At 61.6% G+C, this 18,297-nt stretch carries 16 protein-coding genes and 2 riboswitches; of the genes, 4 read left to right on the top strand and 12 right to left on the bottom strand.

The annotated features are described in order from the left end of the window. Positions 1 to 28: 28 nt before the first annotated feature. From AWU82_RS06360 to AWU82_RS06335, 6 genes are all read right to left on the bottom strand, one after another. On the bottom strand, positions 29 to 793 hold the full coding sequence (locus AWU82_RS06360) for an IclR family transcriptional regulator (protein WP_064381344.1): 765 nt from the start codon (positions 791 to 793) through the stop codon (positions 29 to 31). Between the two features lie 78 nt (positions 794 to 871). Continuing rightward, positions 872 to 1,261: a RidA family protein gene (locus tag AWU82_RS06355; protein ID WP_007912330.1), complete on the bottom strand. Its 390-nt coding sequence runs from the start codon at positions 1,259 to 1,261 to the stop codon at positions 872 to 874. A 31-nt stretch (positions 1,262 to 1,292) separates the two neighbouring features. Next, complete coding sequence (locus AWU82_RS06350) at positions 1,293 to 2,090, bottom strand: amino acid ABC transporter ATP-binding protein (RefSeq protein ID WP_064381342.1); 798 nt, start codon at positions 2,088 to 2,090, stop codon at positions 1,293 to 1,295. Beyond that, complete coding sequence (locus AWU82_RS06345) at positions 2,087 to 2,749, bottom strand: amino acid ABC transporter permease (protein ID WP_011334481.1); 663 nt, start codon at positions 2,747 to 2,749, stop codon at positions 2,087 to 2,089. Before AWU82_RS06345 ends, AWU82_RS06350 begins: the two co-directional genes overlap by 4 nt. Positions 2,750 to 2,758: 9 nt before the next feature. Next, positions 2,759 to 3,421 (bottom strand): amino acid ABC transporter permease, encoded by a 663-nt coding sequence (locus tag AWU82_RS06340; protein WP_007960243.1) that lies wholly within the window; start codon positions 3,419 to 3,421, stop codon positions 2,759 to 2,761. A 51-nt stretch (positions 3,422 to 3,472) separates the two neighbouring features. Next, positions 3,473 to 4,321, bottom strand: coding sequence for a transporter substrate-binding protein (locus AWU82_RS06335; RefSeq protein ID WP_064381340.1), 849 nt, complete (start codon positions 4,319 to 4,321; stop codon positions 3,473 to 3,475). A gap of 341 nt (positions 4,322 to 4,662) precedes the next feature. Here AWU82_RS06335 and AWU82_RS06330 point away from each other — a divergent pair, with 341 nt between their 5' ends. Further along, complete coding sequence (locus AWU82_RS06330) at positions 4,663 to 5,091, top strand: thioredoxin family protein (RefSeq protein WP_064381338.1); 429 nt, start codon at positions 4,663 to 4,665, stop codon at positions 5,089 to 5,091. 8 nt (positions 5,092 to 5,099) lie between these two features. On the opposite strand, the gene AWU82_RS06325 is transcribed toward AWU82_RS06330, so the two are convergent. The 6 genes from AWU82_RS06325 to cobW form a co-directional block, all read right to left on the bottom strand. Further along, the gene (locus tag AWU82_RS06325; RefSeq protein WP_064381336.1) at positions 5,100 to 6,656 is read right to left on the bottom strand and encodes a TerC family protein; all 1,557 of its coding nucleotides are present in this window, start codon (positions 6,654 to 6,656) and stop codon (positions 5,100 to 5,102) included. 334 nt (positions 6,657 to 6,990) lie between these two features. Continuing rightward, positions 6,991 to 8,637 carry a phospholipase D-like domain-containing protein gene (locus AWU82_RS06320; protein WP_064381334.1) on the bottom strand — a complete coding sequence of 549 codons (1,647 nt, stop codon included), beginning with the start codon at positions 8,635 to 8,637 and terminating at the stop codon, positions 6,991 to 6,993. A 40-nt stretch (positions 8,638 to 8,677) separates the two neighbouring features. Further along, the gene (locus AWU82_RS06315; RefSeq protein ID WP_084776954.1) at positions 8,678 to 9,241 is read right to left on the bottom strand and encodes a vWA domain-containing protein; all 564 of its coding nucleotides are present in this window, start codon (positions 9,239 to 9,241) and stop codon (positions 8,678 to 8,680) included. Between the two features lie 101 nt (positions 9,242 to 9,342). Next, positions 9,343 to 10,356: a magnesium chelatase ATPase subunit I gene (locus AWU82_RS06310; protein ID WP_064381331.1), complete on the bottom strand. Its 1,014-nt coding sequence runs from the start codon at positions 10,354 to 10,356 to the stop codon at positions 9,343 to 9,345. Between the two features lie 8 nt (positions 10,357 to 10,364). Beyond that, the gene (cobN, locus tag AWU82_RS06305) at positions 10,365 to 14,246 is read right to left on the bottom strand and encodes a cobaltochelatase subunit CobN (protein ID WP_064381328.1); all 3,882 of its coding nucleotides are present in this window, start codon (positions 14,244 to 14,246) and stop codon (positions 10,365 to 10,367) included. A 3-nt stretch (positions 14,247 to 14,249) separates the two neighbouring features. Further along, on the bottom strand, positions 14,250 to 15,323 hold the full coding sequence (gene cobW, locus AWU82_RS06300; RefSeq protein WP_064381326.1) for a cobalamin biosynthesis protein CobW: 1,074 nt from the start codon (positions 15,321 to 15,323) through the stop codon (positions 14,250 to 14,252). A gap of 99 nt (positions 15,324 to 15,422) precedes the next feature. Then, a riboswitch (cobalamin riboswitch) is annotated at positions 15,423 to 15,632 on the bottom strand. A 953-nt stretch (positions 15,633 to 16,585) separates the two neighbouring features. After that, a riboswitch (cobalamin riboswitch) is annotated at positions 16,586 to 16,805 on the top strand. Positions 16,806 to 16,925: 120 nt separating this feature from the next. On the opposite strand from cobW, the gene AWU82_RS06295 reads away from it, so the two are divergent. Genes AWU82_RS06295 through AWU82_RS06285 form a run of 3 tightly spaced genes read left to right on the top strand, consistent with a single transcriptional unit; the run spans position 16,926 to position 18,246 of the window. Then, positions 16,926 to 17,123 carry a CbtB domain-containing protein gene (locus AWU82_RS06295; protein ID WP_064381325.1) on the top strand — a complete coding sequence of 66 codons (198 nt, stop codon included), beginning with the start codon at positions 16,926 to 16,928 and terminating at the stop codon, positions 17,121 to 17,123. A gap of 11 nt (positions 17,124 to 17,134) precedes the next feature. Beyond that, entirely contained in the window at positions 17,135 to 17,836 is a 702-nt protein-coding gene (locus AWU82_RS06290) for a CbtA family protein (RefSeq protein ID WP_064381323.1), read from the top strand. Next, the gene (locus tag AWU82_RS06285; RefSeq protein WP_011334491.1) at positions 17,833 to 18,246 is read left to right on the top strand and encodes a cobalamin biosynthesis protein; all 414 of its coding nucleotides are present in this window, start codon (positions 17,833 to 17,835) and stop codon (positions 18,244 to 18,246) included. Before AWU82_RS06290 ends, AWU82_RS06285 begins: the two co-directional genes overlap by 4 nt. Positions 18,247 to 18,297: the final 51 nt, after the last annotated feature.

The raw sequence follows: 18,297 nt of genomic DNA, 5'->3' as shown, positions 1-18,297 counted from the left end.
TCACAGTCGCGCCCGCAGGCAGGCGCGGTTATTCGTTGATTCGCCGGGCGAGGCTGTTGGCGCTCTCGATCAAGACCCGGCGATAGTCGTTGTAATTGTTCTTGGCATCGGCACGCGGGGCGACGATGCACAGGGTGCAGATGGCAACGCCTTGAGGGTCTTTGACCGGGGCGGCGAAGCAGTGGGTAAAGGTGTCGGCGACACTGTCGAAGGAGAAGAAACCGTCGATGCCGGCCTGACGGATTTCCGCCAGAAAGGTTTCCATCGGCAGGCGTTCGCCATCCGGCAGGATGAAGTCGTCGGGGTCGATCAAGTCGCTGATCTGCTGGTCACTAAAGTGCGCCAGCAGCAGGCGTCCCGAGGCGGTCCACGGGATTGGCGCGTTTTCGCCGATATCGGAAGAAATGCGGAAATGCCGCTCGCCCTCCTTCATCAGTGCCACCGTGTATTTGCGCCCGTTAAGCAGGCACATCTGCGCGGTTTCCCGGGTCTGGCTGACGATCTCCTGCAAGGCGTGATCGGCCTCGCGACTGAGGTCGAAATGGCGCAAATGCGCCTGGCCGAGGAAGTACAGCTGACGACCGAGATAGACGTGACCGTCCTTGCCCACCGGCTCCAGAATCCGCCGCTCGAGCAATGACGCCACCAGTTCGTAGACCGTGGATTTCGGGCTGCCGATGCCGTTGGCGATGTCATTCGGGCGCAGTGGCTGGCCGATTTCCTTGAGGAAATCGAGGATATCGAACGCCCGGTCCAGACCGCGTGCCCGGCGCTTGATGGTGTCTTCGGTCATTTCAGTGGTTCCCATTCAAAGTGCCGGGAGTTTATCGCGAAAGATCGCTCCCACGCTCTGCGCAGGAGCGGTCGATACTCAAGCCTTCTTCTTGTACGCAATGCAGTCGATCTCGACCTTGCAGTCGACCATCATGCTCGCCTGCACACAGGCCCGGGCCGGTGCGTGTTCGGGCTTGAAGTATTCGCCGAAGACCTTGTTGAAACTGCTGAAATCCCGCGGATCGTCCAGCCATACGCCGGCACGTACCACGTCTTCCAGGCCGTAACCGGCCTCTTCGAGAATCGCGATCAGGTTCTTCATGGTCTGATGCGTCTGCTCGACGATACCGCCCACAATGATCTCGCCATCCACCGCCGGCACCTGCCCGGAAACATGCAGCCAGCCATCGGCTTCAACGGCGCGGGCGAATGGACGCGGCTGGCCGCCAGCGGCGGTGCTGCCGGTGCCGTAACGAGTAATGCTCATGGGTGTTTCTCCTGATTGAAAAAGTGAAAAGTCAGAACCGCGTGCTTTTGAGAAATTCCGCCAGCCGCGGCGATTGAGGACGCTCGAACAGTTCCTTGGGAGGCCCCTGCTCTTCGATGCGCCCCTGATTCATGAAAACGATCTTGTCCGAAACCTCGAAGGCAAAACGCATTTCGTGGGTCACCAGCAACATGGTCATGCCGTCCTCTGCCAGCCCTTTGATCACGTTCAGCACTTCGCCGACCAGTTCCGGGTCGAGGGCCGAGGTGACTTCGTCGAACAGCATCAGGCTCGGGTTCATCGCAATCGCCCGGGCAATCGCCACGCGCTGCTGCTGACCGCCGGACAACTGGCCGGGAAAGTGATTGCGCCGCTCCAGCAGACCGACCCGTTCCAGCCATTTCTCGGCCAGGACCACGGCTTCGTCCTTGTGCATCTTTTTGACTTTCAGCAGGCCGAGCGTGACGTTCTGCAACGCGGTGAGGTGCGGGAACAGGTTGAATTGCTGGAACGCCATGCCGGTCATCGCCCGATGACGGGCAATGACTTTTTCCGGGTGGCGCACGCGTTTGCCGTTGAGTTCGTCATAGCCGATGGATTCGCCGTCGAGCAGGATCTGCCCGCCCTGGAATTCCTCGAGCATGTTCACGCAGCGCAACAGCGTGGTCTTGCCCGAGCCGCTGGAGCCGATCAGCGTCACCACGTTGCCGCGCTGCATGCTCAGATCGACGCCCTTGAGCACTTCGACCGCGCCGTATTGTTTGTGCAGGCCACGGATGTCCAGCAGGGGCTGAGCGTTCTGGAGGTTGGAAACTTGAGCTTGAGTCATGGCAGGGCCACCCGCTTTTCAATGTGCCGGCCGAGTAATTCGATGCCGTAGTTGATGACGAAGAACAGAAAACCGGCGAACAGGTAAAACTCCAGAGTCATGAACGTCCGGGCGATGATCTGCTGGGTGCTGAGCAACAGCTCGGCCACACCGATCACCGACAGCAAGGTCGAAGCCTTGACGATTTCCGTGGACGAGTTGACCCAGGTCGGCAGGATCTGCCGCAGCGCTTGAGGCAACAGCACGTAACCGAGGGACTGATAGAACGTCAGGCCAATGGCCTTGCCGGCTTCCATCTGCCCGCGTGGCAAGGCCTGCAACGCGCCGCGCACGATCTCGGCCACGTGAGAGCCGCAAAACAGCGTCAACCCGAGTGCGCCGGCCTGAAACGCGCTGATCTGCCAACCGAGCGCCGGTGCCATGTAGAAGCAGGCCAACACCAGCACGAACACCGGCGTACCGCGAATCAGGTCGACATAAAAGCGGAACGGCGCGCGCATCCAGAACTTGCCGTAGGTCAGCACCAGCCCGGCAAAGACGCCGATGACGGTGCCGAACAGAATCGCCAGCGCCGACACCTGCACGCTGGTCAGAAAGCCCTGCCACAAGGCTTCGCGAGCGATCCACAACTCATGCAACCAACTAGGGGATTGGTACATCGCAGCCTCCTATCGGCGGATCGCCAGACGCTGCTCGAGGTAACGCAGCAGCATGGCAATGAGGTAACAGGCCGCGACATACAACGCCGTGGTCACCAGCCAGGTTTCGATCACCCGGTAGCTTTCGACGTTGATCTTGCGCGCGTAATAGGTCAGCTCCGGCACCGCGATCGCGGCGGCCAGCGAGGTGTCCTTGAACAGCGAAATGAAGTTGTTCGACAGCGCCGGCAGCACGTTGCGCAGCATCACCGGCACGGTGACATACGCCTTCACCTGCCACTCGCCCAGACCAATCGCCAGCCCCGCTTCGCGCTGGCCCTTGGGGATGCTCAACAAGCCGCCGCGGAACACTTCGGTCAGGTACGCCCCGGCATACAGCGACAGGGTGATGATGAACGACGGGATCTTGTCCAGCCGGATCCCCAGGCTCGGCAACGCAAAGTAGATCAACAGAATCAACACCAGAATCGGCGTGTTACGGATCACCGTCACATACACCGATGCCAGCACCCGCAAGGCGCGATGCCTGGACAGCAAGGCAAACGCCATCAGCAGGCCGATCACGCAGCCGATGGCGATCGACACCAGCGCCAGTTCGAGGCCCAGACCGAGCCCCGCCAGCAAGGTGTCGAAATCGCGCCACACGGCAGCAAAGTTCAACTGATAGTTCATGGTCGGCAGTACCTTGAGCGGGGCGCATCAGGGCGCCCCACTCTCACGGGATCATTTGAATTCGACAGGAAAACCGATGGCAGGCGATGGCAGATCCACGCCGAACCATTGCTTGAACGACGCGGCATAAGTCGGGAACTCGACGCCGGTCATGGCTTCATGCAGGGCGGTGTTGACGAAGTTCAGCCAGTCCTGATCGCCGCGTTTGACGGCGCAGGCGTAGGTCTGCGGGCTCCAGGCATAAGTCGGGCTACGGTAGCGACCAGGGTTCTGCACCATCAGGTATTTGACCGAAGACTGGTCAGTGGCGGCAGCATCGGCGCGGCCGGAGTTCACCGCCTGGTACATCAGATCGACGCTGTCGTACTGATCGACCTTGGCCTTGGGCAGCGCCTGATGCACCAGTTCTTCGGCGTACACGTTCTGCAGCACGGCTACGGTCACGCCGTCACCACCGGCCTGCAGGTCTTCGATTTCCTTGTACTTGCTGTTGTTCGGCAGCAGCAGGCCGACGCCTTCGCGGTAGTACGGCAGAGTGAACGCCACTTGCTGCGCACGGCTGGCGGTGACAGTGATGAACTGGCAGCTCATGTCGACCTTGTCGGTCAGCAGGTTGGGAATCCGCGCATCGGACGACTGCACCACGAACTCGACCTTGCTCGGATCATTGAACAGACCTTTGGCCACCATCCGGGCGATGTCGATATCAAAGCCCTGCAACTTGCCGTCCGCGCCCTGGAAGTGCCACGGCGCATTGGTGCTGCCGGTGCCCACAATCAGTTTTCCACGGGCCAGGACGCTGTCGAGCTTGCTGTCGGCCGCCTGGGCCATACCCATGACAGCGGACGAAGCCGCGAGAACAAAAACACACGCATTGAACAAGGAAGGTCGGCGATGCATGGCAAGCACTCCAGAGGATTGTTTATTCCGCTATACCGGAACACGGTTTGTTACTACGGAATAGACAGCAGAAAGTGTGCCACAGGATTCATGGGGAATCTGCAAAGGATTGAATTTTGTTTTGAATCAAAGGGATGGAAGAAACCTGCGAAACGCTGCAACCAACATTGATTAATCACTTCGCTACTTTGCGCCACACAGGGCGGGTATCCAGGCCACATCCTGGTGCGCGATGCACGATTGGGCGCGGGCTGCACCTGTCAACTCTGACAGTTGCGGCAACGGCCGCGCGCGCCCTAACGTCGTACCATCCAGCACATCGAATAAAGGAGGCTCCAACGATGACACCGACTCGATATTCAGCGTTGCCCCCGACGTATCGGAAGGTCTTGAAAGCCAGGCGCCTTGTCGTCCTGTATTTTTTCAACAAACGCTGCGGGGCCTGCGAATTTTCCGGCCCGGTCTTTCTTGAGATCGCCAAGCCCTTTCGGCCCTGGATGGATATCTTCATGCTCGATACCGCACAGTCGTGTCGACATCCGGATGTCAAGGGCACACCGACCGTGTTGTTCTACAAGGAAGGCGTTCTGGTCAAAAAACTGAAAGGCATCGGTTCGGAAGAATCCCTCCTGCAAGACTTCACCCAATTCCTCGGCAAAACCCGTCACCCCGCTGTACCGCGCAAATCGGCCCATGACCTGAACTGGCTGCGTGACACTCTCCGCACCCTTTGCACCCTCCACCGCGCAAAACGGTGGAACCTTTCATGAAAGTGCCGTCACGCCTCACGCACCAGCAACACCCGCGTCACGCGACGCTCTTCCACCGCCATCACGGTCATGCCCCAGCCTTCATGCTGCAGACGATCGCCCTTCATCGGCAGGCGATCCAGCAGACTCATCACCAGCCCGGCCAGAGTCTGATAATCCTCGGTCGGTTCGGCGCGAAAACCGGTGTGTTCGCGGATACGGGTCAGGTTCAACGCACCGTTGACGATAAACCCGCCCTGCTCCTCGACCACGTCGGGGCCAGCGATTTCGCTGGCGTCCGGCAGTTCGCCGGCAATCGACTCGAGAATATCGGTCATGGTCAACACGCCAACAAAGTCGCCGAACTCGTTCACCACAAAGGCAATGTGGGTCGAGGCCGCACGCATTTGTTCCAGTGCGTTGAGGATCGAATAACTGTCCAGCAGATTGACGGTCTTGCGCGCCAAGTGTTCAAGGTTCGGCTCGTTGCCGGCCAGATACTCCTTGAGCAATTCCTTCTTGTGCACGAAGCCCAATGGCTCATCCACTGCGCCGTTACGAATCAACGGCAAGCGCGAGTAGGACGAATGCATCAACCGTGTACGAATAGCCTCGGCGTCGTCGGCCAGATCAATGTGATCGACATCGGCGCGCACCGTCATCAAGGCACGAATCGGTCGCTCGGCCAATTGCAGCACGCCGCTGATCATCACCCGCTCGCGACGGTCGAACAGCTCCGTGCTCGGCGCTTCACCGTTGTCCAGCAAGTCGGAGATTTCCTCGCCGACTTCTTCCACCGCCAGTTTGCGACCACCCAACAGACGCATCACCGCGTGAGCCGTGCGCTCACGCATCGGTCGCAAGCCCTGCATCGAGCGCTTGCGACGAGCGCGGGCGATCTGGTTGAAGATCTCGATGAGGATCGAGAAACCAATGGCCGCGTACAGATAACCTTTCGGGATGTGGAAGCCCAGGCCTTCGGCCGTCAGGGCAAAACCGATCATCATCAGGAAGCCCAGACACAGCATGATCACCGTCGGGTGGGCATTGACGAAGCGGGTCAGCGGCTTGCTGGCAACGATCATCACACCAATGGACACGACCACCGCGATCATCATCACCGCCAGTTCATCGACCATGCCCACGGCGGTAATCACTGCGTCCAGGGAGAACACCGCGTCAAGCACGACGATCTGCGCCACGATCGGCCAGAACAGCGCATAAGCGGTGTTGGTCGAACGTTCGCCGACATGGCCTTCCAGCCGTTCGTGCAACTCCATGGTCGCCTTGAACAACAGGAACACACCACCAAACAGCATGATCAGGTCACGGCCGGAGAAGCTCTTGCCGAACACCTCGAACAACGGTGCCGTGAGGGTGACCAGCCAGGAAATACTCGCCAGCAGGCCAAGACGCATGATCAGCGCCAGGCTCAAGCCGATGATCCGCGCGCGGTCGCGCTGATGCGGCGGCAGTTTGTCCGCCAGGATCGCAATGAACACCAGGTTGTCGATACCCAGTACCAGTTCCAGCACGATCAGTGTCAACAAGCCCAGCCATGCCGTGGGATCGGCTAACCATTCCATAATCTGTCTCTATCTCTCGTCGGTGAATTCAGGCTGCCGGACACGGCAAAGTGCGGCGCGAAAGCTCGAAGGCTGCGCCAACAACGATAGTCGGTAGTCGGAAGACCGGATGTTGCGAGTGCGTCAAGACCGCGCCGTGGCGCGAGGGGAACGGGGTTCCTGGAATAGAACTGGGAGGCTCCGAGAGGGTGTTCATGCAAATCCTGAATGAAAAAAGGCCTTGAAGCGTACAGGCTCAGATGACTTTTCCTACAGCTGGAAATCATTTCAAAATCTGTACGCCGCCAGCTTATCGCCGTCCCTGTCAGCATCGGCAACCAACGGATGTTAAGGGCTAACGCCCGGCAAACCTGAGGCGAGACAACCGGCGCAGGTCGCCCTCGACGTAGTAATCGTTGGTCCAGCTGTCATCCGCCGCCAACGGCTGCACCTGCTTCAACGCCAGTTTTTTCGCGAAGTAGCGGAAACGGTAGTGCTCGTAGAACCGCAGCAGCTCCAGGCCATAGCGGTCCGCCAGATCGGTGTCGCCGCGAATGATCAGGTAGTTCTCGTCATTGCCGGTGCTGGCAGAGGTGCTGAGGTTGTGGCTGCCGCTGATGATCGTCGGGCTGTCGCTGGTGAAGTCGGAGACCACCGCTTTGGTGTGCACCAGCAAGTTGCCCTTCTGGCCTTTCATGTTCTCCCGCAGCCAGCCTTCCAGCCCGGTGTTGAGCAATGCGGTGGCGGCGAATTCGGCGGTTCGGTCGGCGTGAAACCCGGTGATGCGGCTGACTGTGTTTTGCAGGCCGTAACGCAGGATGTCGTCGTGGGGCTGGCCGAGCAATGCGTTGAGAATCGCGTCCGGCAAGGCGAATGCGGTGACGAACAGCAGGTCTTTTTTCGCCCCCTCGATGATATCGACGAACTCCCGCAGATCGGCGCCGCCGGTGCGCGGCGAAAACCCGGCGAACAAGGGTTGCGCCGGGCTCATCGGGTTGTGTTGGGTGATCCAGTCGCGGGTGGCGCCGACGTCCGCCGGCTCGGCCCAGATCTGCTCGAAGGTTTTCAGGTAACTCGCGCTGACCGCCGAATCGTCCAGCACATGCACCACGTTGGCCTGGCGGTACACGCCGTTGGCGGTGAAGTTGGTGCTGCCGCACAGCACCGCTTGCGGCTGACGTTCGCCGCCTGCGTCGAGGCGGCTGAGGACGATGAATTTGTTATGGAAAATATTGTGGGTGACCCGCCCGCGCTTGCTGCTCGCCGGCAGTTTCACAAGGCTCGCTTCGTTGATCGTTGTGTCTTCGTCGTCGGGCCGGGCGTGATACAGCACACGCACCTGAACACCTCGTTCGAACGCCGCGTTCACCGTGTCGATGATGGCTTGCAACTGATATTCGTAGATCGCGATGTCCAGCGCCCACTGCCCGTCCACCGCACGCTCGATAAACCCTTGCAGGCGCCCGAGCAGACCGTTCTCCAGCCACTGACGCGCCGCATCGGGCCAGGCTTCGATGGGCATGTTTTTGTTGGCGCTGATCTGTGCGTCGAGATCGGGAAATTTGCGCTGAAACGCCTGACTGGCGGCCACGGCGCGGTTGAAGATTACGCCCTGATTGGCGGGATGACCGTCGTCGGAGCAGATTGTCAGTTCCAGGGCTTCACCCAGTTGCGGCGCATCCGGCTTACCATACGCCAGGTGCACGCGGTAGTGAATCGTCATGCCCGGATTGACCGCGTAATCGGCCCAGCGGAATTTCTGTAGCGGCGCCTTATCGCTCGGCGTGGCGTGGAGCTGCGGGAAGGTATGGGCCCTGCCGGGAAAGGTCAGGCTGTTGAACAGGAACAGCCACGGTTTGTCGCCCTGCTGCTTTTCGATGGCAAACCCCAGCAAGCCTTTGCGGCGGGGTTCGGCGAGGTCCATGGCGAGCAGCACGCCGTTGGTGCCGGCGTAGGCCTTGACGCGAAAATCGTCCTGCGGATTGGCGACCAGTACGCGCATGATTCACTCCTTGTGATTGGGCCTCAGTGCAGCATAGCCCTCAGACCGACATCAACTCGTCGATATGCCGGTAATCGGCGCCCAGTGCTGTCGCCAATTGTTTCGCGCGACCCAGCCGAATCGGTCCGCGCTCGATATCGATCAACAGGCCCGGACACGCCAGCGCTGGCAGCTGCGGACAGTCTTTCAAACGACCATCGGTGATCACCAGCAACCGTTGTTGTTCGGCGGGAAAACGCTTTCGCCGCACCGTCAGCCAATGCCCGGCTTCCGTCAGCGCCGCCACCAGTGGCGTGCCGCCTCCCGCGCCCAATCCATCGAGCCACGCGCGCAACCCGCTGGAAGCCTTCAGCCCTTGCACCTGCCATTTCGGCGCCGCGCCGCTCGCGGTCAACAACGCAAGACACGCGCGCTGCCGATAAGCGTCGTCGAACAGTTGCGCAAGCACGCCCTTGGCATCGCTCAGTGCCTGATGGCGACGGGTCGAGGCCGAGGCGTCGACGATCACCAGCCACAGTTCATGGGGCGTGCGGGTGCGCAGTTGAAACAGCAAATCCGCTCTGGTTTTCGGGCGACCGTTGAGCAAGGTTCCCGGCCAGTTCACCGAGCCGCTGCGAGCCGCGTGACGCTTGCCCTGGCGACCGTTATCGAGGCGTCCGGCGCGGGGTCTGGCATTCGCCCCCGCGTCGGATCGGGGGCGAATGCCTAAGGCTTTTTTTGTAGGTGTGGCGGCCAGACAGGTACTTCGCGGCGTGCGCCGGTAGCGAGGGCCGGAGCCGGCATTTCTCCCCACTGGCCCTGCCCTTCGCTCGGTTCGGCGTGAGTGCCGGACGGCGATTGCGCCGGTGGCTGTGCGGGGGATGAAGACTGCTCGCGACGACGATGACGCAATGCAAACTCAGCCACGGCATCAATGTCTTGCTCGGCGATGGTTTCAGCCCCGCGCCACGCCGCATGAGCCCGCGCGGCACGCAGCCAGACCAGATCGGCGCGCAAACCGTCGACGCCCGCCGCGAAGCAGCGCTCGGTGATCTGTGCCAGCGCCGCATCATCCAGCGGGATGCCCGGTAAAACCTTGCGGGCGTTCTCGCAGCGCTCGCGCAGAGCTTGCTGCTCAGCCTCCCACTGCGCACAGAACGCCTGCGGATCGCTGTCGAAATCCAGCCGACGACGAATGATCTGCCCCCGCTCGGCCGGCGCCGTATGACCGCTCAGCGCGACGTTAAGGCCGAAACGATCCAGCAATTGCGGACGCAATTCCCCCTCTTCCGGGTTCATCGTGCCGATCAATACGAACTTCGCTGAATGCCGATGGGAAATGCCATCGCGCTCGATCAGGTTAGTGCCGCTGGCGGCCACATCGAGCAGAAGGTCCACCAGATGATCCGGCAACAGATTGACTTCATCGACGTACAACACGCCGCCGTCCGCCTTCGCCAGCACACCCGGAGAAAACTGCGCACGACCGTCGCTCAACGCCGCGTCCAGATCCAGCGTGCCGACCAATCGCTCTTCAGTAGCACCCAACGGCAAGGTAACGAACTGACCACTGGCCAACAGATCCGCCAGACCCCGGGCCAGCGTCGACTTGGCCATGCCGCGCGGGCCTTCGATCAGCACGCCGCCGATTTTCGGGTCGATGGCCGTCAGGTACAGCGCCAGTTTCAGATCATCGGCGCCGACCACGGCGGAGAGCGGGAAATGCGGGGTGTCGGTCATGTTCAGTCTCAGCTCTCTTCTTCTATGTCCAGAAGCAGGTTTTCCAGGGCCTCTTTGTAGGCGCCCGGTTCCTGCCACATTCCGCGCTGCTGCGCTTCGAGCATGCGTTCGGTCATGTCGCGCAGTGCGTGGGGATTATGCTCGCGCACGAACTCGCGGGTCGCCGGGTCCAGCAGATACGCATCGGCCAGCAATGCGTATTGGTGATCGTCGATCAGTTGCGTGGTGGCGTCGAAGGCAAACAGATTGTCGACCGTCGCCGCCAGTTCGAACGCGCCTTTATAGCCGTGGCGCTTGACCCCGTCGATCCATTTCGGATTCGCCGCCCGGGAGCGGATGACCCGGTTCAGCTCTTCCTTCAAGGTGCGGATCTTCGGCAGATCCGGCTGACTGTGATCGCCGTGATAACTGGCCGCCGCCTCGCCACGCAAGCTTTCCACGGCAGCAAGCATGCCGCCCTGGAACTGGTAATAGTCGTTGGAATCGAGCAGGTCATGCTCGCGGTTGTCCTGGTTTTGCAGCACGGCCTGCACCTGGCTCAGGCGCTGAACGAATTGCTCGCGGGCGGCGGTGCCCTCATCGGAACCGCCGTAAGCGTAGGCGCCCCAGTTCAGGTAGACCTCGGCCAGATCCTCGCGGGTTTGCCACAGACGATCGTCGATTGCGCCCTGCACGCCCGCGCCATAAGCGCCGGGTTTGGCACCGAAGATCCGCCAGCCGGCCTGACGCCGGGCAGCATCCTCATCCAGCCCTGACTGGCGCAGCGCTTCGCGTTCGGCGCGCACTTTGGCGGCCAGTGGGTTGAGGTCGTCCGGCTCGTCCAGTTCGGCCACGGCTTGCACGGCAGCGTCGAACAGGCGGATCAGGTTGGCGAACGCATCGCGGAAAAATCCGGAGACCCGCAGCGTTACATCGACCCGAGGCCGGTCGAGCAGGCTCAACGGCAGAATTTCGAAATCGTCGACTCGCTGACTGCCGGTGGCCCAGACCGGACGCACGCCCATCAACGCCATGGCCTGAGCGATGTCATCGCCGCCGGTACGCATGGTCGCGGTGCCCCACACAGAGAGACCGAGTTGGCGCAGGTGATCGCCGTGGTCCTGCAGGTGTCGCTCGAGGATCAGGGTCGCCGACTGGAAACCAATGCGCCATGCCGTGGTGGTCGGCAGGTTGCGCACGTCCACCGAATAGAAGTTGCGCCCGGTAGGTAGCACGTCGAGGCGACCGCGACTTGGCGCACCACTTGGGCCAGCGGGGACGAATCGGCCGCTCAACGCGTCGAGCAATCCGCGCATTTCGGCCGGGCCGCAGGCGTCGAGGCGTGGGGCGATCACTTCGCGCAGATGAGCAAGAATGGCACTCACCTCAGACCAGTGAGGACCCTGTGGGAGCGGGCTTGTCCCCGGGCGGCGATCCGACGAAGGCGTCGCGTCAGTCAATACCTCTTTCACTGACATACCGCTTTCGCGGGCAAGCCCGCTCCCACAGGTACTGTGCAAGGCTTGACTTGGGTTGAGTGCCTGCTCAATCAGCTGGGTGGCGAACAGTTCAAGACGTTCACGGGTATCCCCCGCCGTGCGCCAGACTTCATTGCTCAGCGATTGCAGTTCCATTGGGCGCAGGCCAGTCCAGGGATCAGCAAGCGCACAATCGAGCGGATCAAACCCCAGCTGAAACGCCTTGGCCAGCGCCCGCAACAGACTCGACTGTGCCCCTTTGCCATCGCCACGGGGAATCCGCAGCAACGCCAGCAATGTGTCGATGCGCAGACGCCCGGTCGGCGACTCTCCAAAGATATGCAGGCCATCGCGGATCTGCGATTCCTTCAAGTCACACAAATAAGTGTCCAGACGCGGCAGCCAGATCGCCGCATCGGCGTCGCTGTCGAGGGCGGCATCCAGCTGCAATTCGCGATCAATCTGCGTGTCACGCACCAGTTGCAGAATGTCGCGCTGCAACTCACGGGCACGACGCGGATCGAGCAACTGAGCTTCGTAATACTCGTCGGCCAACAGTTCCAGATTGCGCAACGGGCCGTAGGTTTCGGCGCGGGTCAGCGGCGGCATCAAGTGGTCGATGATCACCGCTTGGGTGCGACGTTTGGCCTGGGCGCCCTCGCCCGGATCGTTGACGATAAACGGATAGATGTTCGGCAGCGGCCCGAGCAATGCGTCGGGCCAGCAGTTCTCCGACAGGCCCACACCTTTGCCGGGCAGCCATTCAAGGTTGCCGTGCTTGCCGACGTGGATCACGCCATGAGCGCCGTAGGTCTGGCGCAGCCAGAAATAGAACGCGAGGTACGCGTGCGGCGGCACCAGATCCGGGTCGTGATACACCGCGCTCGGATCGACCTGATAACCCCGCGCCGGCTGAATGCCGACGAAGGTCAGGCCGAAACGCAGACCAGCGATCATCATTCGCCCGTCACGGCACATCGGATCGTTTTGCGGCGAACCCCAACGTTCCAGCACCGCCGCGCGATTGGCTTCTGGCAGCGCATTGAACATCGTCAGGTAATCGTCCATCGTCAGGCTTTGCTGGCACGGGCGCTGATCGAGGGTGTCGAGGTTATTGCTGACGCCGCCGAGCAATTGCTGGATCAGCTCGGTGCCGCTTTCCGGCAGTTCGGCCGGCAACGGATAACCTTCAGCCTGCAACGCTCGCAGGATATTCAGCGCGGCGGCCGGCGTGTCGAGGCCGACGCCGTTGCCGATGCGCCCGTCCCGGGTCGGGTAGTTGGCGAGGATCAGGGCGATGCGCTTTTCAGCGTTCGGCACCCGCGCCAGATCGACCCAGCGTCGCGCCAGTTCAGCCACAAAATCCATGCGTTCGGGCTGGGCCCGATAACACACCACGTCGGACTGACTGCGCTCGCTGCGCCAGGCCAGGTCCTTGAAGCTGATCGGTCGGCTGATGATCCGCCCGTCCAGCTCCGGCAACGCGATGTGCATCGCCAGATCCCGCGGACCGAGGCCCTGCTCGCTGTCGCGCCAACCGGGCTCGTTGTCCTGGGCGCAGATCGCCTGGATCACCGGAATGTTGCGACGAAACGGCCGCAAATGCGGCGCTTCCGGGCTGGACTGGGCGAAACCGGTGGTGTTCAGAATCACCGATGCCTCCACCTCATCCAGCCAGTCCTCGACCACCGACAGGCAGCCGGGCTCTTTCAAACTGGCCACGGCAATCGGCAGCGGATTGAGTCCGGCTGCCTGAAGCCGTTGGCAGAACACGTCGATAAACGCCGTGTTCGCCGCTTGCAAATGCGAGCGATAAAACAACACCGCCGACACCGGTTGACCGGGCAGCCAATCGGCTTGCCAGTCACTCAGTGCGGCGGTGTTTTTGTTCGGGTGATAAATCGCCGTGCGCGGCAGCGTTTGCGGCTCGCCCCACACGTAATCCCGCGCCAGCCAGCGATTGGCCAGGCAGTGGAAAAAGTCCAGCGCATTGCCAAGACCACCCTGGCGCAGGAACTGCCAGAGACGGTCGCGATCCTCGGCGCCCACGGTGCTCAGGTCGCTGAGCTCCGGGTCGGGACGGTCATCGCCCGGCACCAGAATCACCTGCACGCCACGCTCGGACAACTCGACCAGCCGCTCGACGCCATAACGCCAATAAGCGATGCCGCCATGCAGCGAAATCAGAATGACCTTGGCGTGGCGCAGCACTTCATCGACGTACAGGTCGACCGACGCATGGTTCTGCACCTGCATCGGGTTGGCCAGCCGCACGCTCGGGTAATCGTCGGGCAGTTGCTGCGCGGCTTCGGCGAGCAGCGCGAGGCTGGAATCGCCGCTGCACAGGATCACCAGCTCGGCAGGGGTTTGTCCAAGGTCGGCAATGTTGTCGTCCGACACGAAACCGCCGGGCTGGGTCCTGAGCAGGTGCATGGCTTAAACGCTGAGCGCGGCGCGCAGTTGCGCTTCGAGCTGGGCTGCGTCCAGCTCCTGACCGATCAACACCAGACGCGTCACGCGCACCTCATCGGCGCCCCACTGACGGTCGAAGTGCTTGTCGAAACGTGTACCCACGCCCTGGATCAGCAGACGCATCGGCTTGTTAGGGATCGCTGCGAAACCTTTGACGCGCAGGATGCCGTGTTGAACCACCAGTTGCGTCAGCGCGTCGAGCAGCAGGCTTTCGTCGGCTTGCGGCAGTTCGATGGAAATCGAATCGAAGGCGTCGTGATCGTGGTCATCGTGATCGTCATCGCCTTCACCGTGGTGGTGATCGTGATGGCTGTGGCGGCTGTCGATGTGTTCTTCGGAACCGGCACCGAGGCCGATCAGCACGTCCAGCGGCAGGCGACCGTTGCTGGCTTCGATGATTTTCACTGCGGGCGGCAGCTCTTCGGCGACTTCCAGACGGACGCGCGCGAGGTCTTCAGGGCTGGTCTGGTCGGCCTTGTTGAGGATCACCAGATCGGCGCTGGCCAGTTGGTCAGCGAACAGTTCGTGCAGCGGAGATTCGTGATCCAGGTTCGGATCGAGCTTGCGCTGGGCATCAACCTGATCCGGGAACGCGGCGAAGGTGCCGGCGGCCACGGCCGGGCTGTCGACCACAGTAATCACTGCGTCAACGGTGCACGCACTGCGGATTTCCGGCCACTGGAAGGCTTGCACCAGCGGTTTTGGCAGGGCCAGACCCGAGGTTTCGATCAGGATGTGGTCGAGGTCGCCGCGACGGGCCACCAGTTCGCGCATCACCGGGAAGAACTCTTCCTGAACCGTGCAGCACAGGCAGCCGTTGGCCAGTTCGTAGACGCGGCCGGTGGCTTCTTCTTCGGTGCAGCCGATGGTGCATTGCTTGAGGATTTCACCGTCGATGCCCAACTCGCCAAACTCGTTGACGATCACCGCGATACGGCGGCCCTGGGCGTTGTCGAGCATGTGCCGCAGCAAGGTGGTTTTGCCCGAGCCGAGGAAGCCGGTGACGATGGTGACGGGGAGTTTGGCCAGTGTTTTCATCGGATGCCCTTTGGCAAGGTGGCGGGCATACGGGACGAGACCGGCAACGCGGGTGCGTGCCTGGAGAGTTCGCCACCGGATCACCCCGCCCGGTTGAAAGTGAGAATCTGTGACGAGGCAGGTCTCCTGGCTGACGGTGTTCGGGCCTTGGCCCGGTATTCGCTGCGCCTTCCCGCTGGCTCTGGATTGAGTTGGCAGTGGCGTGGCAGCGAACAGCACCGTTCACAGTTGCGGGGGCAGCCGCGGCTTGGACCGCGTTCCCTTCTTAGCTTCGGCGTGGGCCGAAGAACCTCGAAAGCGCAAGGCTACGCAGGGTGTGGGGATGGGTCAATGGTTGGTGGATTTTGGGATTGGGGGCATATCCGTTGCTTCGGGTGCTGCCGCTGGCGGTTTCGCTCTTACAGCGAGTCCCTTTTTCAAACGCCAAAAAGGAACCAAAAGGCTTTTGCCCCGGCGTACGGCACTTCGCTTAGGCTCAGTGTTCCCTCGCTACGGTGTCCATCAGGGGGCATCGCCTACGGTTTGCTTCGCTGCACCTCCTCTCGATGTATGCGGCTTCGCCGCACGGCGCTGCGCGCCTACCCCCTGATGGACACCTCCGCTCGGCCTGCCGAAGGGGCTAAAGATCAAAAGCTAGAGCCAGAGCCAGAGCCAGAGCTAGAGCAAAGGCCAGATCAAGAGCCCCCTCACCCTAGCCCTCCCGAAACGTCGGACCGCCCGTAGGGAGAGGGAACTGATCGGGGTGTTTGGAAGAGATACGCCGACGTGCGATACCGCGTTGAACTCAGACTTTGAAAAGCACAAAAATCGGCTCCCTCTCCTAGGGGAGAGGGCTGGGGTGAGGGGTAAACCCACCACAAAACCAAAGCCAAACACGCCCTGCTCCCCCCACTCAAAACGATGAGCGTTAGCTCGAGTACCGCTTTTGATCGCAGGGCCCGTCGGCAGGCTGAGTGGAGGGATTGATCCGGGGGTGGGAGCGCAGCGACCATGCGGCGCAGCCGCATGCATCGAGAGGAGGTGCAGCGAAGCAAACCGTAGGCGATGCCCCCGGATCAATCCCGGAGCGAAGGAACCCGAGCCACAGCGAGGGCCGTACGTCAGGGTGCAGCCTTTTTGGTTACTTTTTCGGCGTTTGGAAAAAGTGACCCGCCGTAAGGGCGGAACCCTAAGCAGCCATAACCGCAGCAACGGATCTGCCCCCAATCCCAATCCCAATCCCAATCCCAATCCCAATTGACTCAAATTCCCCCTCATGGTCTCCTACACAACTTGTTACGGGTGCCCCTCACAGGGTGAAACGGGAAACCGGTGAATCATGTGCTTTACTCTAAAGCCATGTCAGTCCGGTGCTGCCCCCGCAACGGTAAACGAGCGAAGCGTCAGATCCACTGTGCCCCGGCATGGGAAGGTGACGCTTGCAGGTCGGCCAGACGCCAACCCCTCGTGAGCCCGGAGACCGGCCCGCAACACACAGTGCGCGACATCGCCACTGAACATAACAAACCCGCGGTGGGCGGGCGCTGTTCGAACCTCTGCGTGCCCGGCCGCAGGGGTTTTCATGCGCTCTATCCGCCCGCTGACACTCCAGAGGGAAGCGCCATGTCGATCATCAGCAGCACCGGCAGCAATTCGGACAAGATCTCCAGCACCACCACACTGAGCCAACGCCTGGCCGCCGCCGCCTGCGCGTCGATCCTCGGTGCCTGCCTGGTGTACTTCGCCGGTTTCTCGCACATCGAAGCGGTGCACAACGCCGCTCACGATACCCGCCACAGCGCCGCGTTCCCGTGCCACTGAGACCTGACGACATGATCAAGCGTATTGCGCAGACCGCAGGTTTCACCGGCCTGCTGGCCGCCTTGCTCCTGACGCTGCTGCAAAGCTTTTGGGTTTCGCCGCTGATTCTGCAGGCCGAAACCTTCGAGAAAGCCGAGCCAGTTGCCGAAGTTCACGAACACGCCGCCGGCACCGCCGCCCACACCCACGATGTCGAGGCCTGGGAGCCGGAAGACGGCTGGCAGCGAGTGGCTTCCACCACCGGCGGCAATCTGGTGGTAGCCGTGGGTTTTGCCCTGATGCTGGCAGGTCTGTACACCCTGCGTGCGCCGACCAAGACTTCGCAAGGCCTGCTCTGGGGTCTGGCCGGTTACGCGACTTTCGTGCTCGCGCCGACCATGGGTCTGCCGCCTGAGCTGCCGGGCACCGCAGCCGCAGATCTGGCCTCGCGTCAGATGTGGTGGATCGGCACCGCCGCCTCCACCGCTGTCGGCCTGGCCTTGATTGCGTTCAGTCGCAACTGGCTGATGAAAATCCTCGGTGTGGCGATCCTTGCCGTGCCGCACGTGATCGGCGCGCCGCAACCGGAAGTGCATTCGATGCTCGCTCCGGAAGCCCTGGAAGCCCAGTTCAAAATCGCTTCGCAGCTGACCAACGTCGCGTTCTGGCTGGCCCTGGGCCTGATCAGCGCCTGGTTGTTCCGCCGCAAAAGCGAAGGTCAGTACCACGCATGACCGATGACAGCGCAGCGCCGACCTTCGTGGTCGGCCTGGGCTGCCAGCGCGGCTGCCCGGCCAGCACGCTGCGTGCATTACTTGATCAGGCCTTGCAGGCCCATCGAATTGACCTCGAGAAGGTCAAGGCGCTCGCCAGCATCGACCTCAAGCGTGACGAACCCGGATTGCAGGAACTCGCCGCCCAGCTGGCGCTGCCGTTGCTGTATTTCAGTAGCGAGGAACTGGCCAGTTATCAGCAACGTTTGAGTCATCATTCACAGATCGCCTTCGAACGCACCGGTTGCTACGGCGTGGCGGAAAGTGCCGCGCTGGCGCTCGCTGAACAGTTGATCAGCGGCCCGGCAAAACTGCTGATTTCCCGGCAAAAGTACGCTCAGGCAACTCTGGCATTGGCCGGCGCGGCGTAAATTCCCGATAATCCCCGCTTTCGATCATGAGCATTCTTCATCTGAAAGGCT

The sequence above is a fragment of the Pseudomonas glycinae genome (genome assembly GCF_001594225.2).
GTDB classification, from domain to species: domain Bacteria; phylum Pseudomonadota; class Gammaproteobacteria; order Pseudomonadales; family Pseudomonadaceae; genus Aquipseudomonas; species Aquipseudomonas glycinae.
This window is presented reverse-complemented; position numbering and strand designations above follow the sequence as displayed.

What these genes read in the sequence shown, in the direction of transcription:
- AWU82_RS06360 (WP_064381344.1), bottom strand. Translation starts at nt 793, where the DNA reads ATGACCGAAGACACCATCAAGCGCCGGGCACGCGGTCTGGACCGGGCG.
- AWU82_RS06355 (WP_007912330.1), bottom strand. Translation starts at nt 1,261, where the DNA reads ATGAGCATTACTCGTTACGGCACCGGCAGCACCGCCGCTGGCGGCCAG.
- AWU82_RS06350 (WP_064381342.1), bottom strand. Translation starts at nt 2,090, where the DNA reads ATGACTCAAGCTCAAGTTTCCAACCTCCAGAACGCTCAGCCCCTGCTG.
- AWU82_RS06345 (WP_011334481.1), bottom strand. Translation starts at nt 2,749, where the DNA reads ATGTACCAATCCCCTAGTTGGTTGCATGAGTTGTGGATCGCTCGCGAA.
- AWU82_RS06340 (WP_007960243.1), bottom strand. Translation starts at nt 3,421, where the DNA reads ATGAACTATCAGTTGAACTTTGCTGCCGTGTGGCGCGATTTCGACACC.
- AWU82_RS06335 (WP_064381340.1), bottom strand. Translation starts at nt 4,321, where the DNA reads ATGCATCGCCGACCTTCCTTGTTCAATGCGTGTGTTTTTGTTCTCGCG.
- AWU82_RS06330 (WP_064381338.1), top strand. Translation starts at nt 4,663, where the DNA reads ATGACACCGACTCGATATTCAGCGTTGCCCCCGACGTATCGGAAGGTC.
- AWU82_RS06325 (WP_064381336.1), bottom strand. Translation starts at nt 6,656, where the DNA reads ATGGAATGGTTAGCCGATCCCACGGCATGGCTGGGCTTGTTGACACTG.
- AWU82_RS06320 (WP_064381334.1), bottom strand. Translation starts at nt 8,637, where the DNA reads ATGCGCGTACTGGTCGCCAATCCGCAGGACGATTTTCGCGTCAAGGCC.
- AWU82_RS06310 (WP_064381331.1), bottom strand. Translation starts at nt 10,356, where the DNA reads ATGACCGACACCCCGCATTTCCCGCTCTCCGCCGTGGTCGGCGCCGAT.
- cobN (WP_064381328.1), bottom strand. Translation starts at nt 14,246, where the DNA reads ATGCACCTGCTCAGGACCCAGCCCGGCGGTTTCGTGTCGGACGACAAC.
- cobW (WP_064381326.1), bottom strand. Translation starts at nt 15,323, where the DNA reads ATGAAAACACTGGCCAAACTCCCCGTCACCATCGTCACCGGCTTCCTC.
- AWU82_RS06295 (WP_064381325.1), top strand. Translation starts at nt 16,926, where the DNA reads ATGTCGATCATCAGCAGCACCGGCAGCAATTCGGACAAGATCTCCAGC.
- AWU82_RS06290 (WP_064381323.1), top strand. Translation starts at nt 17,135, where the DNA reads ATGATCAAGCGTATTGCGCAGACCGCAGGTTTCACCGGCCTGCTGGCC.
- AWU82_RS06285 (WP_011334491.1), top strand. Translation starts at nt 17,833, where the DNA reads ATGACCGATGACAGCGCAGCGCCGACCTTCGTGGTCGGCCTGGGCTGC.